18 protein-coding genes are annotated in these 16,133 nt (G+C 74.5%); 10 read left to right on the top strand and 8 right to left on the bottom strand.

Annotation, left to right across the window (positions count from 1 at the left end; translation table 11 throughout):
• Nucleotides 1-135 precede the first annotated feature (135 nt).
• Both ACZ3IL_RS21780 and ACZ3IL_RS21785 read right to left on the bottom strand, forming a co-directional pair.
• On the bottom strand, nt 136-357 hold the full coding sequence (locus tag ACZ3IL_RS21780) for a hypothetical protein (RefSeq protein ID WP_467392380.1): 222 nt from the start codon (nt 355-357) through the stop codon (nt 136-138).
• A 12-nt stretch (nt 358-369) separates the two neighbouring features.
• On the bottom strand, nt 370-1,638 hold the full coding sequence (locus ACZ3IL_RS21785) for an inorganic phosphate transporter (RefSeq protein ID WP_467392382.1): 1,269 nt from the start codon (nt 1,636-1,638) through the stop codon (nt 370-372).
• 304 nt (nt 1,639-1,942) lie between these two features.
• On the opposite strand from ACZ3IL_RS21785, the gene ACZ3IL_RS21790 reads away from it, so the two are divergent.
• Together ACZ3IL_RS21790 and ACZ3IL_RS21795 are read left to right on the top strand one after the other, a co-directional pair.
• The gene (locus ACZ3IL_RS21790) at nt 1,943-3,070 is read left to right on the top strand and encodes an alpha/beta hydrolase (RefSeq protein WP_467392384.1); all 1,128 of its coding nucleotides are present in this window, start codon (nt 1,943-1,945) and stop codon (nt 3,068-3,070) included.
• 121 nt (nt 3,071-3,191) lie between these two features.
• Nucleotides 3,192-4,595 (top strand): hypothetical protein, encoded by a 1,404-nt coding sequence (locus tag ACZ3IL_RS21795; RefSeq protein ID WP_467392386.1) that lies wholly within the window; start codon nt 3,192-3,194, stop codon nt 4,593-4,595.
• A gap of 67 nt (nt 4,596-4,662) precedes the next feature.
• On the opposite strand, the gene ypfJ is transcribed toward ACZ3IL_RS21795, so the two are convergent.
• Nucleotides 4,663-5,553 carry a KPN_02809 family neutral zinc metallopeptidase gene (gene ypfJ, locus ACZ3IL_RS21800; RefSeq protein WP_467392388.1) on the bottom strand — a complete coding sequence of 297 codons (891 nt, stop codon included), beginning with the start codon at nt 5,551-5,553 and terminating at the stop codon, nt 4,663-4,665.
• Nucleotides 5,554-5,826: 273 nt separating this feature from the next.
• Here ypfJ and ACZ3IL_RS21805 point away from each other — a divergent pair, with 273 nt between their 5' ends.
• The 3 genes from ACZ3IL_RS21805 to ACZ3IL_RS21815 all read left to right on the top strand — a co-directional run bounded on the left by ACZ3IL_RS21805 (nt 5,827) and on the right by ACZ3IL_RS21815 (nt 8,964).
• Nucleotides 5,827-7,425 (top strand): ABC-F family ATP-binding cassette domain-containing protein, encoded by a 1,599-nt coding sequence (locus tag ACZ3IL_RS21805; protein ID WP_467392390.1) that lies wholly within the window; start codon nt 5,827-5,829, stop codon nt 7,423-7,425.
• 387 nt (nt 7,426-7,812) lie between these two features.
• Nucleotides 7,813-8,034, top strand: a complete 222-nt coding sequence (locus ACZ3IL_RS21810) for a helix-turn-helix domain-containing protein (protein ID WP_006123601.1) — start codon at nt 7,813-7,815, stop codon at nt 8,032-8,034.
• A 129-nt stretch (nt 8,035-8,163) separates the two neighbouring features.
• Nucleotides 8,164-8,964, top strand: coding sequence for an enoyl-CoA hydratase/isomerase family protein (locus ACZ3IL_RS21815; protein ID WP_467392391.1), 801 nt, complete (start codon nt 8,164-8,166; stop codon nt 8,962-8,964).
• A gap of 66 nt (nt 8,965-9,030) precedes the next feature.
• Here ACZ3IL_RS21815 and ACZ3IL_RS21820 read toward each other — a convergent pair whose 3' ends face one another.
• Nucleotides 9,031-9,705: a hypothetical protein gene (locus tag ACZ3IL_RS21820; RefSeq protein WP_467392393.1), complete on the bottom strand. Its 675-nt coding sequence runs from the start codon at nt 9,703-9,705 to the stop codon at nt 9,031-9,033.
• Between the two features lie 92 nt (nt 9,706-9,797).
• On the opposite strand from ACZ3IL_RS21820, the gene ACZ3IL_RS21825 reads away from it, so the two are divergent.
• The 5 genes from ACZ3IL_RS21825 to amaP all read left to right on the top strand — a co-directional run bounded on the left by ACZ3IL_RS21825 (nt 9,798) and on the right by amaP (nt 12,196).
• Nucleotides 9,798-10,283: an Asp23/Gls24 family envelope stress response protein gene (locus tag ACZ3IL_RS21825; protein ID WP_467392395.1), complete on the top strand. Its 486-nt coding sequence runs from the start codon at nt 9,798-9,800 to the stop codon at nt 10,281-10,283.
• A gap of 84 nt (nt 10,284-10,367) precedes the next feature.
• Nucleotides 10,368-10,553: a hypothetical protein gene (locus ACZ3IL_RS21830; RefSeq protein ID WP_467392397.1), complete on the top strand. Its 186-nt coding sequence runs from the start codon at nt 10,368-10,370 to the stop codon at nt 10,551-10,553.
• A 6-nt stretch (nt 10,554-10,559) separates the two neighbouring features.
• Nucleotides 10,560-10,940: an Asp23/Gls24 family envelope stress response protein gene (locus tag ACZ3IL_RS21835; RefSeq protein ID WP_467392399.1), complete on the top strand. Its 381-nt coding sequence runs from the start codon at nt 10,560-10,562 to the stop codon at nt 10,938-10,940.
• Complete coding sequence (locus ACZ3IL_RS21840) at nt 10,937-11,557, top strand: DUF6286 domain-containing protein (RefSeq protein WP_467392401.1); 621 nt, start codon at nt 10,937-10,939, stop codon at nt 11,555-11,557. Before ACZ3IL_RS21835 ends, ACZ3IL_RS21840 begins: the two co-directional genes overlap by 4 nt.
• Before the next feature lie 51 nt (nt 11,558-11,608).
• On the top strand, nt 11,609-12,196 hold the full coding sequence (gene amaP / locus ACZ3IL_RS21845; protein WP_467392403.1) for an alkaline shock response membrane anchor protein AmaP: 588 nt from the start codon (nt 11,609-11,611) through the stop codon (nt 12,194-12,196).
• A gap of 103 nt (nt 12,197-12,299) precedes the next feature.
• Here the strand turns inward: amaP and ACZ3IL_RS21850 are convergent, their stop codons facing one another.
• From ACZ3IL_RS21850 to ACZ3IL_RS21865, 4 genes are all read right to left on the bottom strand, one after another.
• The gene (locus tag ACZ3IL_RS21850) at nt 12,300-13,055 is read right to left on the bottom strand and encodes an SDR family oxidoreductase (RefSeq protein WP_467392405.1); all 756 of its coding nucleotides are present in this window, start codon (nt 13,053-13,055) and stop codon (nt 12,300-12,302) included.
• A gap of 4 nt (nt 13,056-13,059) precedes the next feature.
• Nucleotides 13,060-14,850 (bottom strand): glycoside hydrolase family 15 protein, encoded by a 1,791-nt coding sequence (locus ACZ3IL_RS21855; RefSeq protein WP_467392407.1) that lies wholly within the window; start codon nt 14,848-14,850, stop codon nt 13,060-13,062.
• 113 nt (nt 14,851-14,963) lie between these two features.
• A complete protein-coding gene (locus ACZ3IL_RS21860; RefSeq protein ID WP_467392409.1) occupies nt 14,964-15,788 on the bottom strand; it encodes an SURF1 family cytochrome oxidase biogenesis protein in 825 nt (274 codons plus the stop codon).
• Nucleotides 15,789-15,869: 81 nt separating this feature from the next.
• Nucleotides 15,870-16,103 carry a hypothetical protein gene (locus ACZ3IL_RS21865; RefSeq protein ID WP_467392411.1) on the bottom strand — a complete coding sequence of 78 codons (234 nt, stop codon included), beginning with the start codon at nt 16,101-16,103 and terminating at the stop codon, nt 15,870-15,872.
• Nucleotides 16,104-16,133: the final 30 nt, after the last annotated feature.

The raw sequence follows: 16,133 nt of genomic DNA on the forward strand, positions 1-16,133 counted from the left end.
CCCACCCCGCCCCCGACACGGGCTCCCCCCCCCCCTTCCCCGTGGGGGGCCACTGTGGGGGCTCGCCCCCCACCCCGCAACCGGGGCGGTCCGCACCCGGAGGTGCGGACCGCCCGGCCGGCGGAGCGGGGAGCGTCAGGCGACGATCAGGTGGATGCCGTACGCCACGGCCGCGAGGCACAGTCCGAAACAGGCGTAGGCGCCGGTGCGGGCCAGGACGCCGGAGCCTCCCCGCGCGGCGGCCTCCTCCTGCTTGGCGAGGCCGACGACGCCGAGGGCGAAGAGGCCCACCAGGGCGACGGTGGCCACGAGGCTGACTCCGAAGACGGAGCCGAGGGCTGCCCAGTCGATCTTCATGTCGTTCGTTCCTTAGACCGTCGCGGCCGGGGCCGGGGGAGCGGTCGGGTCGGTGGGGGCCGGGGCGGGGATGGTGGCCTTGAGGTCCTCGTCGGTGACGGCGGCGACGGAGCCGGCCGGCGGCGGGACGACGGCCGCGATGGCGGTGGTCACCACGCCCGCGGGCTCGTCGGCGTCGAGGTCGTCGGCCGTGACGTTGTGCTGGTCGACCGGCTTGCGGCGGGAGAGCGACCAGATCACGGCCGATCCGGCGATCAGCAGGACCGCGACGGCGGCGATGCCCCAGGGGCCCTGCTGGGTGAGGAACTCGGCGCCGGCGCCGACCACGCCCGCGGCGGGCAGGGTCAGGCCCCAGGCGACGAACATCCGGGTCGCGGTCGACCAGCGGACGACACCGCCCTTGCGGCCGAGGCCCGCGCCCATCACGGCACCCGAGCAGGACTGGGTGGTGGAGAGGGAGAAGCCGAGGTGCGAGGAGGCCAGGATGACCGTGGCGGCGCCGGTCTGGGCGGCGAAGCCCTGCTGCGGCCGGAGGTCGGTGAGGCCCTTGCCCATGGTGCGGATGATGCGCCAGCCGCCGAGGTAGGTGCCGAGGGCGATCGCGACGCCGGCGGAGACGACGACCCAGAACGGCGGGTTGGAGCCGGGGGCGACGACGCCCTGGGTGACCAGGGCCAGGGTGATGATGCCCATGGTCTTCTGGGCGTCGTTGGTGCCGTGGGCGAGCGAGACGAGACCGGCGGAGGCGATCTGGCCGGCCCGGTAGCCCTTGGCGGTGTGCTTCTCGTCGGTCTTCGCGCCGATCCTGTACGTCAGCCTCGTGGCCAGCATCGCGGCGAGACCGGCGACGACGGGCGCGGCGACGGCGGGGATGAGGACCTTGGTGACGATGGTGGAGCCGTTCACGGCCGACCAGCCGGCCGACATGACCGCGGCGCCGATGAGGCCGCCGAAGAGGGCGTGGGAGGAGCTGGACGGGAGTCCGAGCAGCCAGGTCAGCAGGTTCCACAGGATGGCGCCGACCAGCGCGGCGAAGATGACCTCGGTGCGGATGCCCTCTTCGTTGATGATCCCGCCGGAGATCGTCTTGGCGACCTCCACCGACAGGAACGCGCCGACGAGGTTCAGCACGGCGGACATGGCCACCGCCGTCTTGGGCTTGAGCGCACCGGTCGAGATGGTCGTGGCCATCGCGTTGGCGGTGTCGTGGAAACCGTTCGTGAAATCGAACACGAGAGCTGTCACGACCACAATGGCGAGCAGCAGCGTGATGTGTTCCATTTACCCAGGCAATCGTTTGACGTCAGTGGCTCGTCGAACGTAAGCAACCTGGATGAACGGAAGATGAACTGGGGCGGGCGGCGTGGTGTCCCTATCCGGTGCCGGGAGATTCCGCTTACGGCCCGGAGGGGCCCCCGGGGCGCCTCCCGCGGCGCGGGCGCCCGCGCCTCCCGGGGGCGGCGGTCCCGCCCCCGGGGCCCGCGCCCCGCCCCGGGCGATCCGTCCGGGTCCGTACGGGTCGCCCTTTTCGTCCCGCTCCGCCCGTCGGGTGGCAGTCCGCCCCCTCCCTGCGGACACTGGGAGCGTGCGCCCGGTTACAGCGACGGCAACGGCCGTCACCACCCTCATCGGTGTCGGCGCGGCCGCGGTGGCGGCCGCCCGGTACGCCAGCGACCTCGCCCTCAAGGTGCCGTCCGAACGGCCCCTGCCCGGTGATCCGAGACTGACCGTGCACGCCACGGCCCCCGACCGGATCACCCTCACCCGCAGCCTCGCCTCGCTGCGGCCCGGCACGTACGGCATGGAGGCCCCCGGCCTGCACGCCGTCCTCGGCCCCGTCCTCGGCCACGCCCCGCACACCGCCGACACCGTCGTCCGGCGCCTGGAACGGGTCGAGCTGGGCACCCCCGGCCCCGGCGCCCGCGTCCGGCTCACCCCCGCCCTGCACCGGGGAACGCCGACGACCGCCCTCGGGCTCGCCCACGAGGACGTGGAGATCCCGGGCGAACTCGGCCCCCTGCCCGCCTGGCTCGTGCCCGCCCCGCGCTCCTTCTGGGTGATCGCCCTGCACGGCCTCGGCGCCACCCGCGAGCACCCGCTGAACGTCGTCCCCTTCTACCACCGGCGCCAGATCCCCGTCCTCGTCCCCACCTACCGCGGCGACGCGGGGGCGCCCGCCGCCCCCGGCGGCCTCAGCCACCTCGGCGACTCCGAGTGGCGCGACGCCGACGCCGCCCTCCGGTACGCCGTCCGCCGGGGCGCCGAGAAGATCGTCCTGCACGGCTGGGGGACCGGGGCGTGGATGGCCCTGCGCGCCGCCGCCGAGTCGGGGGTGCGCGACCGGATCGCCGGCCTCGTCCTCGACTCCCCCGTCCTGGACTGGGAGGTCACCCTCCGCACCCTCGCGGCGGCCCGCCACGTCCCCGGCCCCCTGGCCCCGTTCGCCGTCCGGGCCGCCGAGGGCAGGACCGGCCCGCACGGCGACCGCCTCCGCGCCGTCTCGGCGCCGGGCGCCCTGCTCGCCCCGGTCCTCCTCTTCCACGGCCCGGGGGACACCGTCGCCCCCTGGGAGCCGTCCGTCGACCTCGCGGCCCGCCACCCCGGCCCGATCAGCCTCCGGACCGTCCGGGACGCCCCGCACGCGGCCATGTGGAACCCCGACCCGTCCCGCTACGAGGAGTCCCTCCGCCGCTTCCTCACCCCCCTGCTCTGAGGCCGGCCCGCCCGGGGCGGCCCCGGCCCGGGACCCGCCCCGGGACGGGTCCCCGCCCCGGTTCCGGCAGGCCGGACGATTCCGATTGGGCTTTCGGGCCGTCAGCGGGAAGACTGCCCCCGTGACGTCTCGAAAGCCCGATGAACCATTGGCGCGCAACTCCAGACTCCGACTCGTCCGCCCTCGGGCGCTGGCCACCGCCCGACGGGCCGTGACGAACCGGCGCACCCGGCCGGCGCCGAGGCCGCCCGAGGGCACCCCGCCCCGCGCGGAACTCGCCCGCCAGGCCCGGCACGTCCTCGCCGACGCCGTACGGATCGCCCGCTGGGCCGCCGCCGAGTGCGCCACCGCGCCGGCCGCCGGCCCCGGGGCCGTCCCCGTCCGGGAACGGGCCGCCGCCGCACTGGACCTGACGCCCGGACAGGTCCGGGCGGGCTGGGACCGCGCCCGGCTCGCCGGACTCGTCGAACTCCACGGCGACACCGCCCGCCCCGGCTGGCGGCTGCGGGCCTGGGACCGCGACGACTCCGCCGTCCTGCGCGGCTGGGTCGCCCTCTTCGACGCCTGGTCCCTGGTGCACCCGGCCCCCGAGGGGGTCGCCCCGGGCTCCGTCGCCGAGGTCGTCGAGGCCCTTCCGCAGGTCCTCTCGCTGCTCCAGCTCTCCCAGGGCCCGGTCCCCTTCCCGGCCCTCCTCGACCTCCTCGGCCAGCGGGTCGTCGAACTGCGCGGGGAGCGCTGCGAGGTCCCGGCGCCCGAACAGGCGCCGGAGGACCCCGCCGAGGGGGACACCGACGGACTTCCCGCCCTCCTCGACTGGGCCCTGGAGGGCCTGGCCGCCGTCGGCGCCCTCACCCTGGACTCCGGCGCGGACGGGCGTCACGCCACCCTGACCCCGCTCGGCAACTGGGCCGTGTGGGTCAAGCTGGAGCAGATCTGCGTCGCCGCGCAGAGCCCCGCGGGCAACATCGAGCGGTCCGCCGAGGACATGCTGCGCGGTTGCGCCCGGCTCACCCCGGGCCCGGCCCGCGACGAGTACCGCGCCTGGCTCGCGGCCCGCACCCTCTCCAGTGCCGTGAGCGAGCTCCTCGCCGTCGCCCGGGGCGAGGACGCCCTGCTGCGCGGCCTCGCCTTCGAGGCACTCCGGGTCGTCGGGGCCCCCGCCGAGGCCGAGGTGCGGGCCGGCGCCGCCGAGCCCTCGCTGCGCCCGTACGCGCTGCTCTGGCTCGCCGAGTACGAGGGGGCCGACCCCGACGACGCCCAGGAGGTGCTGACCCGCGAGGAGGCGACCTGGCTCTGGGTGGACACCGCCGCGGCCGTCGCCGACCACGGGGAGAGCGCGCTGCTCGTCCGCCACCTCGACACCGCCGTGCAGGGCACCGTCCCCGCGCTGCTCGACGAGGTCAGGGCGGTCGGTCACCCCCGCACCGTCCAGGTCCTGGTCGCCCTCGCCGCCGCCCACCCGGACCCGGCCCTGGCCAAGGCGGTCCGCAGGGCCGCCTTCCAGGTCCACACCGGGGGAGCGTGAGGCGCGGCCGCCGGGGGACGGAAGGGGCCCGGCGCGGCCGCTCCGCCGCGCCGGGCCCCGCGTCCGGTCAGCGGAAGGTGTCGCAGCGGGCCATGTCGCCGCTCCGGTAGCCCTCGTAGAACCACTGCTGCCGCTGCGCCGCCGAACCGTGGGTCCAGCTCTCCGGCGTCACCCGGCCCTGGAACTTCTCCTGGATGCGGTCGTCGCCCACCGCGGCCGCCGCGTTCAGGCCGTCCTGGATGTCCTGGTCGGTGAGCTTCGTCAGCAGGGGCCTGCCCGTCTTCTCGTCGGGCGTGGTCGTCGCGTGCCGCGCCCACACGCCCGCGTAGCAGTCGGCCTGCAGCTCGACCCGGACGGAGTTGGAGTTCTCGCCGGTCCGGCCGTCCTGGGCCCGGTCCAGCGTCCCCATCAGGTTCTGGACGTGGTGGCCGTACTCGTGCGCCACCACGTACGCCTGGGCGAAGGGGCCGCCGCTCGCCCCGAACTTGGTGCGCAGCTCGTCGAAGAAGTCCAGGTCGAGGTAGACCTGCCGGTCGCCGGGGCAGTAGAACGGGCCCACCGCCGAGGTCGCGGTGCCGCACGCGGTCCCGACCCGCTGGGTGAACAGTTCGGTGGGGGCCGTGGTGTAGCGGCCGCCCCGGCGCGGGTACTCGCCCCGCCAGTAGTCCTGCACGCTGTTGACGACCGCCACGATCCGGCAGTCCTCGCGCGCGTTGGCGTCGGAGCCCTTCTTGCAGGTCCGGCTCACCTGCGCCGCCGAGGAGGAGGTCGCGGCCGGCTGGTCGCCCCCGTCGGAGAGTCCCAGCTGGTCCGGGCCCACGCCGAAGAACAGCCCCAGGACCAGCGCGACGAGGCCGACGATGCCGCCGCCGATGGTCGCCCCGCCGCCCGGGATGCGACTGCCCCGGACGTCGTTGACCTCCGAGGTGTCCAGATCGGCGTCGTCGTCGAACTGCACGGTCCACCACCCTCCACGTGTCCGCGGGGGCGGTGACCGCCCCCGCGCCGAGTATCGGACGCCCTTCTACCCCCCGCCCCTTCTGCGATGCGCCGGTGGGACCCCGGAAGACACCGGGCGCGCCCCCGGGCCCAGGGGGGCGCGCCCGCGCGGCCGAAAACCAGTTGCATGGGCCCGTTAGACTGGCCGTATGGCCATTCTCCCCGTGCATTAGCGGCGTCGAAGCCCTCCACCCCGTCCTTCCGCCGTTCCCCACCGCTCTGGAGTCTGTCCGTGATCACCGCTTCCGGCATCGAGCTGCGCGCCGGTGCCCGTGTCCTCATCGAGTCCGCTTCCTTCCGCGTCGCCAAGGGCGACCGCATCGGCCTGGTCGGCCGCAACGGAGCGGGCAAGACCACCCTCACCAAGTGCCTCGCGGGCGAGGGACAGCCCGCCGCGGGGACGATCACCCGCTCCGGTGAGGTCGGCTACCTGCCGCAGGACCCGCGCACCGGCGACCTCGACGTCCTGGCCCGCGACCGCATCCTCTCCGCCCGGGGTCTCGACACCCTCCTCAAGAAGATGCGGATGAACGAGGAGCGCATCGCCACCGGCTCCGGCGCCACCCGCGAGAAGGCCCTGCGCCAGTACGAACGCCAGGAGACCGAGTTCCTGACCAAGGGCGGGTACGCGGCCGAGGCCGAGGCCTCCACCATCGCCGCCGCCCTCGGCCTGCCGGACCGCGTCGTCGGCCAGCCGCTGCACACCCTCTCCGGTGGTCAGCGCCGCCGCGTCGAGCTCGCCCGCATCCTCTTCTCGGACGCCGACACGCTCCTCCTGGACGAGCCGACGAACCACCTCGACGCCGACTCCATCGTCTGGCTGCGCGACTACCTGAAGACCTACCGGGGCGGCTTCATCGTCATCTCCCACGACGTCGACCTGGTCGAGACCGTCGTCAACAAGGTCTTCTACCTGGACGCCAACCGCTCCGTGATCGACGTCTACAACATGGGCTGGAAGCTCTACCAGCAGCAGCGCGAGGCCGACGAGAAGCGGCGCAGGCGCGAACGCCAGAACGCCGAGAAGAAGGCGGCGGCCCTCAACTCGCAGGCCGACAAGATGCGCGCCAAGGCGACCAAGACCGTCGCCGCGCAGAACATGGCCAAGCGCGCCGAGCGGCTCCTCTCCGGCCTGGAGGCGGTGCGCGCCTCCGACAAGGTCGCCAAGCTCCGCTTCCCCGAGCCGGCGCCCTGCGGCAAGACCCCGCTGACGGCCGAGGGGCTCTCCAAGTCGTACGGCTCCCTGGAGATCTTCACCGACGTGAGCCTGGCGATCGACAAGGGCTCGCGCGTCGTCATCCTCGGCCTCAACGGTGCCGGCAAGACGACCCTGCTGCGCCTCCTCGGGGGCGTCGAGCAGCCCGACACCGGCGAGGTCACCCCGGGCCACGGCCTGAAGCTCGGCTACTACGCGCAGGAGCACGAGACGCTCGACCCCGACCGGACCGTCCTGGAGAACATGCGCTCGGCCGCGCCCGACCTGGACCTGGTCGAGGTGCGCAAGACGCTCGGCTCCTTCCTCTTCTCGGGCGACGACGTCGACAAGCCGGCCGGGGTGCTCTCCGGCGGCGAGAAGACCCGGCTGGCCCTGGCGACCCTGGTCGTCTCCTCGGCGAACGTGCTGCTCCTGGACGAGCCCACCAACAACCTGGACCCGGCCAGCCGCGAGGAGATCCTCGGCGCGCTGCGCACGTACAAGGGCGCCGTGGTCCTCGTCACCCACGACGAGGGCGCCGTCGAGGCGCTCGACCCGGAGCGGATCATCCTGCTCCCGGACGGCGTCGAGGACCTGTGGGGCGCGGACTACGCGGACCTGGTGGCCCTCGCCTGATTTTCCGGGAGGCCCGGGGGACGGCTCGACGGGCCTCCCGCCGGGTCCTCCGGAGCCGGAACGATCACCGGGGACTGGATCATTCGGCTCATGGACGGTCCTTCATCTGAGTGAGGACGTCTCGTACCCGCCGGCGCGGTGCCCTGCCGAATCCTTCCGGCGGGCCCGCGCCGTACGTGTGTCCCCGCCCCCGCGCTGACCTGGCACTTCCTCCCGCGTCCGGAGCGAGAAGGCCCGCTCGATCATGCGGAACGTGAGCTTCCGGTCGTGATGATGCCGTACTCGTCCGCCGACGAAGCGGCACGGACCTCGTCGAATGGGTGGCCAGGACGGACGCGAGGGGTGATCATGAGAAGTCCAGAGCGCACTTCCCATGAGGAGGCACGGGTGGCCGAGACTCTGAAGAAGGGCAGCCGGGTGACCGGCGCCGCGCGCGACAAGCTCGCGGCAGACCTGAAGAAGAAGTACGACTCCGGTGCGAGCATCCGGGCGCTGGCCGAGGAAACCGGCCGCTCCTACGGATTCGTCCACCGGATGCTCAGCGAGTCCGGAGTCACGCTGCGCGGACGCGGCGGAGCGACACGGGGCAAGAAGGCGGCCTCGGCCTGACGCCGGGGCGGCCCGACCGGGCCACCGGGTCCCCCGGTGGCCACCCGGTCGGCGCTGCCTCCGGCCAGGTGGTTACTGTGCAGTCACTTAGCATCTGACGCAGTGCTGCACCGGAACCGGAGGCGCTCCATGACCACGTTCGACGACTCTGAGCCCGTACTCGACAAGGACGGTGTGCGGCTCACCGTCGAAGACGCCGTTGCCACGGTGACCCTGACCAACCCGGCGAAGCGCAACGCCCAGTCTCCCGCTCTGTGGCGGGCGTTGACGGAAGCCGGACGGTCGCTGCCGGGCAGCGTGCGGGTCGTCGTCCTGCGCGGAGAGGGCGTGTCCTTCTCCGCGGGGCTCGACCGGCAGGCGTTCACGCCCGAGGGCTTCGACGGGGAGCCGTCCTTCCTCGACCTGGCCCGCGGTTCCGACGAGGACCTCGACGCGGTCATCGCCGAGTACCAGGAGGCGTTCACCTGGTGGCGCCGCGGCGACATCGTGTCGATCGCGGCCGTCCAGGGGCACGCCATCGGCGCGGGCTTCCAGCTCGCCCTCGCCTGCGACCTGCGGATCGTCGCCGAGGACGTGCGGTTCGCCATGCGCGAGACCAGCCTGGGCCTCGTCCCGGACCTCACCGGCACGCACCCGCTCGTCTCGCTCGTGGGCTACGCCCGCGCCCTCGAGATCTGCGCCACCGGCCGCTTCGTGGAGGCGGACGAGGCCGAGCGCATCGGCCTGGCCAACCTGGCCGTGCCCGCCGGTGAGCTCGACGCCGCCGTGCGGGACCTCTCCGCCGCCCTGCTCGCGGCGCCCCGTGACGCGGTCAACGAGACCAAGGCGCTCCTCCGGGGCGTCTCCGGCCGCTCCTACGAGGAGCAGCGCGCGGCCGAGCGCGCCGCCCAGGCCCGCCGTCTGCGCGACCTCGCGGGCCTCGGCGACTGACGACCCTCCGGGCCCGGCGCGCGGCCGGTGCCGCGCGCCGGGGCGCGGCACCGGCCGGCACGCCGCTCAGCGCAGTTCCGACACCAGCACCGTGACCGCGGCCGCCCCTTCGGCGGCCGCGGTCGCGGCGTTCCGGGCGGCACGGGCCACGTCCAGCGGGCGGCGGCCCGCCGTCACGGCCAGTTCGACCCGGAGCCCGTCCCCGCTCCGCCGCACGGGCGGACCCAGCGCGTCCGTCACGCCCGCCACGCCCTCGACCCGCAGGACCGCCAGGGCCACCGGGTCGTCCGTCGCGGGCGAGGGCCGGCCCGGCGGGGGAGCGGCCGGTTCCCCGCCCGGCGGCGCGTCGAGCAGGTCCGTCACCCGCAGGTCCACGGCGGTCACCGCGAGCCCGATTCCGTCCGCCGCCGCCCCGAGCAGGGCCGCCCGCAGTTCCTCGGTCAGCTCCGGAAGCGGCCGGCCCGACACCGCCCCGAAGTGCGCGGTGATCCGCAGCGCACCGGGCGGCACCGCGCCCGGTGGCACCGGAAGCGGTTCGGGACCCCGCTCCCCGTCGGGATCGGGGCCGACCCGGAGCGTGCCGGGCACCACCCCCCTCACCGTCGCGGCGGTCCGGTCGAGAACCTGCCGTACCGCGCGTTCCGTGATCCAGGCGCCGTCCTCCGCCGTTCCCAGCGGCAGCAGCCTGCCCGGTGCGAGGCGGTCCCGGACCGCCGCCGTCCAACCCTCAGCCGTCGTCATTCCCCCAGACTGCCGCATTACCCGAGCGAATCGGGGAAACCGGCCTTAATGTGAGCGAAGAACCCCGAAATAACCCAGAAGGGGCGAAACCCATGACGGACACCACGCACTCCGGCGGCTCCACGACCGACGAGACGCGCCGCTCTCCCCTGGTCAAGCGGAGCGGTTCCGCCGCCACCCGGGGCAAGACGACCATCGCCGACGGGGTGGTGGAGAAGATCGCCGGCCTCGCGGCCCGGGACGTCGACGGCGTCCACGACATGGGCAGCGGCTTCTCCCGCACCTTCGGCGCCGTACGCGACAAGGTCCCCGGGGGCGGCAGCAAGTCGAACGTCACCCGAGGCGTGAAGGCCGAGGTCGGCGAGGTGCAGACCGCGCTCGACCTGGAGATCGTGATCCAGTACGGCTACGCCATCTCCGACGTCGCGGGTGGTGTCCGGGAGAACGTCATCAACGCCGTGGAACGGATGACCGGCCTGGAGGTCGTGGAGGTCAACATCGCCGTCAGCGACGTGAAACTGCCCGACGACGACGATGACGACGACAGCGGCGACGAGGACCAGCGTCGTCTCCAGTGAGCGGCAACCTCCGGCGGACACCCCCGACAGCGCCTCCGGCGAACGCCGGAACCCGGTGATCAGGGCCAGGAAAGGGACTCGTACATGAGCATGGCGGTGGTCGGCCTGCTGGCCGGCATGGCTCTCGGCTTCGCCGGGTACTTCGGCGGCTTCGGAGCGTTTCTGCTGATCGCGGCCCTCGGAGCGATCGGCTTCGTGGCCGGTCGCTTCCTCGACGGGGACCTCGAACCCGGCGATCTGTTCCGGGCGCGCGGCGACCGGCGGCGGTGACTCGGGGTGTCGACGGAGCTGGCAGCGACCCCGGCGGCGGACGCGGCACGGGACCCGGTGCGTGACCGGGGAGCGACCGACGTCGCCGACCGGGTGGTCGCGAAGATCGCCGCCAGGGCGGCCCGGGAGGCCCTGGGCGCCGTTCCGAGGGGCGGCTCGAAGCCCCACGCCTCGGTCGACGTCCACCGGAACGCCGCCCGGATCGCGATCGACCTCGAACTCGACTACCCCTCCGACATCGGCCGCCGGTGCGGCGCCGTCCGGAGCAGGGTCCGCAGCCGGGTGGAACACCTGGCGGGCATGGAGGTCCACGAGGTGACCGTCCGCGTGGAGCGCCTCCACTCCGCGCTCACCCGCGACGACTCACCGAAGGGCCGCCTGTCATGACCACCACCCAGGAACGGGCCCCTTCCCCCGCCGGGTCCGAAGAGCCAGGCACCCCTCCTCCCGCCCCCGCGGCCCGCGCCCGCCGCTTCTGGTCGGTGCGGCGCGTCCCGGCGGCCCTGCTCGCCGCCGTCGTCCTCGGCGGGGCGGGCCTCCTCCTCTACGACGTGGCGGCCGTACGGGCCGACCACCCCGCCATGGCCTGGCGCAAGGCGACGGCCGACGGCCTCGCGACCCGCCCGCTCGACTCGGCGTGGGTCCTCGCGGGCGCCTCCGTCGCCGCGCTCCTCGGCCTCTGGCTCCTGCTCCTGGCCCTCACCCCCGGGCTGCGGTCCGTCCTCCCGATGCGCCGCGAGCACACCGACGTGCGGGCCGGGCTCGACCGCGACGCCGCCGCCCTCGCCCTGCGGGACCGCGCCATGGAGGTCTCCGGCGTCCGCTCCGCCCGGGTGCGCGTCCGCCGCTCCCGGGCCACCGTCCGGGCGGTCTCGCACTTCCGGGCCCTCGACGAGGTCCGCGCCGACCTGGAGCGGGCGGTGGGCGCCGGCATCCGCGACCTCGGCCTCGCCCGCCCGCCCGTGCCGAAGGTCCGGGTGACCCGGCCGCCCGAGAAGGGATGAGCCGATGACCCCCCGGGACAAGACGCCGACACCCCAGGAAAGGACCGCCAGGTGACCGTCGTCCTCCGCCGAGTCAACCGTGTCCTGCTCGGACTCGCCGGGCTGATCCTCGTCCTCCTCGGCGGGTCCGTCCTCGCGGCCGCCGCCCGGCTGTCCGTACCGTCCTGGTGGCCCTGGTCGGGCCCCTCCGACGTGCTGCTCACCACCGCCGACCGGCAGCGCTGGCGGGACGAGGGCTGGTGGTGGCCGGTGGTCATCGCCGTCCTCGGCGTGATCGTCCTGCTCGCCCTCTGGTGGCTGATCGCCCAGTTCCGCCGGGCCCGGCTCTCCGAGGTCGTCGTCGACAGCGGCGACGGCGAGGAGGCGAGCCTGCGCGGCCGGGCCCTGGAGGACGTCCTGGAGGCGGACACCGCCGACCAGGACGGCGTCGCCCGCGCCCGGTTCTCCCTCACCGGCCGCCGGGACGCCCCGCGCGCCCGGGCACGGCTCCAGCTCGAACCGCACGCCTCGCCGGGCGACGTGCTCACCACCCTCAGCACCCGGGCCCTCGCCCACGCCCGCACCGCGACGGGCCTGTCGTCCCTGCCCACCGAGGCGCGTCTGCGCGCGGTGAAGCACCGGGCCCGCCGGGTCTCCTGAGGCCGGCGGCGGACCGGCCGCCGGGCCCGCCGGGGCCGGGTGGGGAAGGGCCGGGCGGGGACGGACCGAAAAAGCCGGAGAGGGCCGGGAAGAACCGGGCGGTTCAGAAGCCGCTGCGGGCCCCGCCGTCCACCGGCAGCATCAGGCCCGTCAGGTACGAGGCGGCCGGCGACAGCAGGAACGCCGCCGTCCGCCCGAACTCCTCCGGCGTGCCGTACCGGCGCAGCGGGATCGCCGCCTCGTTCGCCGCGCGGGCCGCCTCCGCGTCCCCGGAGAGCGCGTCCAGGGAGCGCACCCGGTCCGTGTCGATCCGGCTCGGCAGCAGTCCGACCACCCGCACCCCGCGCGGCCCCAGGTCGTTGGCCAGGGACTTGGCGAAGCCGGCGAGCCCCGGGCGCAGCCCGTTGGAGAGGGCCAGGCCGGGGATCGGCTCGTGGACCGAGCCGGACAGGACGAAGCCGATCACCCCGCCCTCGCCGAGCGCCTCGGCCGCCGCGCGGGCCAGCCGGACCGCCCCCAGGAAGACGGTGTCGAAGGCGGCGGCCCACTGCTCGTCGGTGTTGTCCGCCGCGAAGCCGGGCGCCGGGCCGCCGACGCTGATCAGGACGCCGTCGAAGCCGCCGAACCGGGACCGCGCCTCCGCGATCAGCCGGGCCGGGGTCCCCGGGTCGGCGTTGTCGGCCGCGATCCCGGCCGCGCCCGGTCCCAGCGCCTCCACGGCCCCGGCGACCGTCTCCTCCTCGCGCCCGGTCACCAGCACCTTGGCGCCCTCCGCGAGCAGCGCTTCCGCCGAGGCCCGGCCGAGCCCCCGCGTCGCGCCGGTCACCACGTACACACGGTCCTTCAGTCCAAGATCCATGGCCCTATCCTGCCGGGTCCTCCTCCTCCCCGGCCAGCGCGAACGCCGTGCCCACCAGGCCGATGTGGCTGAAGGCCTGCGGGAAGTTGCCGAGCTGGCGCCCGGTCGCCGGGTCGTACTCCTCCGCGAGGAGACCCACGTCGTTGCCGAGCCCGACGAGCCGCTCGAACAGCTCGCGCGCCTCCTCGGTCCGCCCGGTCAGGCGCAGCGCGTCCGCCAGCCAGAACGAGCAGACCAGGAAGGTGCCCTCCTGTCCCGGCAGCCCGTCCACCGCCGTCGAGTCGGCGCTGTACCGCCGCACGTAGCCGTCGTGCGTCAGCTCCGCCCTGACCGCGTCCACCGTGCCCACCACCCGGGGGTCCTCCGGCGGCAGGAAGCCGACCTGGGGGATGAGCAGGGTGGCGGCGTCCAGCTCCCGCGAACCGTAGGACTGGGTGAAGGTGTTGCGCACCGGGTCGTACGCCTTGTCGCACACCTGGGCGTGGATGTCGTCCCGCATGGCCCGCCACCGCGCCGCGTCCCCCGGCAGCGAGGGGTCGGCCTCCAGGGTGCGCACGGCCCGGTCGGCGGCCACCCAGGCCATCACCTTGGAGTGGGTGAAGTGGCGGCGCGGCCCGCGCACCTCCCACAGGCCCTCGTCGGGCTCCCGCCAGGTCGACTCCAGGAACCCCAGCAGGCTCAGCTGGAGGTTCCAGGCGTGCCGCTCCGCCGGGATGCCGGCCTCCCGCGCGCGGTTGAGCGAGTCCATGACCTCGCCGTACACGTCGAGCTGGAACTGGTCCACGGCCGCGTTCCCGGTCCGCACCGGCGCCGAGCCGGCGTACCCCCGCAGCCACGGCAGGGTCGTCTCGGGCAGCCGTCTCTCCCCGGCCGGGCCGTACATGATCTGGAGGTCGGCCGGGTCGCCGGCGACCGAGCGCAGCAGCCAGTCCCGCCAGGCGGCCGCCTCCTCCACGTAGCCGGCGGCGAGCAGCGCGCCGAGGGTGAGGGAGGAGTCGCGCAGCCAGCAGGAGCGGTAGTCCCAGTTCCGCACGCCGCCGATCTCCTCCGGCAGGGAGGTGGTGGGGGCGGCGACGATCCCACCGGTGGGGGCGTAGGTCAGCGCCTTGAGGGTGATCAGGGAGCGCAGCACCGCCTCGCGGTGGGGGCCCCGGTAGGTGCAGCGGGCCGACCACTCCCGCCAGTCCGCGAGCGACTGCTCCAGGGCCTCGAAGGGGTCGACCAGAGGGGGGCGCGGCTTGTGCGAGGGGTGCCAGGTCAGGACGAACGCCACCTTCTGGCCGGCGGTGACGGTGAAGGCGGAGCAGGTGGAGAACTGCTGGCCCCAGGTCTTCACGTGCGGCTCGCTGCGCAGCCAGACCGCGTCCGGTCCGGCGACCGCCACCCGGTGCCCGTCGGACCGGCGCATCCAGGGCACGACCGAGCCGTAGTCGAAGCGGAGCCGCAGGACGGCGCTCATCTCGACGCTGCCGCTGATCCCCTCGACGATCCGCATCACGTCGGGGTACGTGTCCCGCTGCGGCATGAAGTCGACGACCTTGACGGTGCCGGTGCGGGTCTCCCAGTAGGTCTCCAGGACGAGGGAGTCCCCGGCGTACCGGCGGGAGGCGCAGGTGGTGGCGCCCTTGGGGGCGATCCGCCAGTGGCCGTTCTCCTCGTCGCCGAGGACGGCGGCGAAACAGGCGGCCGAATCGAACCGGGGCAGACACAGCCAGTCGATCGATCCGTCGCGGCCGACGAGGGCGGCGGTCTGGAGATCGCCGATGAGGGCGTAGTCGTCGATGTGTTGCGTCACGCTCGGGCTTTTCCCTGATGCGGCGACGGTCAATCAGCGGGGGCGCGGCGGCGTCCCACCGGTGGGCCGGCGGACGGACCGGCGGGTGGGGCGGCGGCGGGGAGCCGGTCCGGTCAGCGGGACGGAACGGCCCCGGCGGTGTCCGGCTCCGGTGCCCCGGAGGGGTCCGGTCCGGGGGCGTCCGGGGCGGCCGCCTCCTCCCGGTCGCGCTTCTCCCGGCGCACCAGGATCACCCAGCCGACGGGCACCCCGGCCGCGAAGAGCCACCACTGCACGGCGTACGCCATGTGGGAGCCGATGGAGTCGTGGTCGGGCGCGGGGACCGGCTCGATGGTGCCGCCGGCCGGTGCGGGCGCGATCTGCTCGACGTAGCCGCCCAGGACCTCGCGGCCGATCAGCCCGGCCTGCTGCCGGCTGTTGATCAGCATGACCTGCCGCTCGGGCAGGCCCTTCAGGTCCTTGATGCCGCTGGCGCCGGTCGTCTCGTCCGCCTTGAGGCGGCCGGTGATCGTGACCTCGCCCCGGGGGGCCGGCGGCACCGGCGGGTAGGAGCGCTGGTCGGCGGCGGCCGGCACCCAGCCGCGGTTGACCAGGAGGACCCGGCCGTCGCGCAGGACCAGGGGGGTCAGGACGTGCACGCCCACCCGGTCGTCGGAGGAGGTGCGGCGGCGGACGACCACCTCGTGGGCGGTGTCGAAGGTGCCGGTGGCGGTGACCGGGCGCCAGTAGACGGCGCGCGGGACGGTGCGGCCGGGAGAGGTGAGCTCCTCGACCGGGACGGGCTTCGCCGCGATGCTGTCCGCGATCAGGGCGTTCTGGGCGGTCCGGCGTTCGTGCCGGTGGAACTGCCAGAAACCCAGCTCGATCATCGTCGGGACGAGGACCAGAGCCACGAGGGTGAGGATCACCCACTGCCGGGACAACAGGAAGCGGTACACCCCATGACGGTACAACTCGGCCCACGGGGTGTACGCGCGGGGGGTTCGGCCCCGTCGGGGGCCGTCTCGGGAAACGTTTCCTCACACCTTGTCGACGATGCCCACCTTCCCCTCCGCGCGGGCGCAGTGGCCGCCGCAGTACCAGTTGCCCCCGACCTCGACGCCCTGTCCGATGATCTGGACCCGGCAGTGCTCGCAGATCGGCGCCATGCGGTGGATGGCGCAGGCGAAGCAGTCGAAGACGTGGACCGCGCCCTGGGCGTGGACCTCGAAGGACATCCCGTAGTCGTTTCCGCAGACCTCACAACGTGCCATGCGCCACAGGGTGGGGTCCCCGGCGGGCGG

The organism is Streptomyces sp. NPDC014907 (assembly GCF_055562975.1).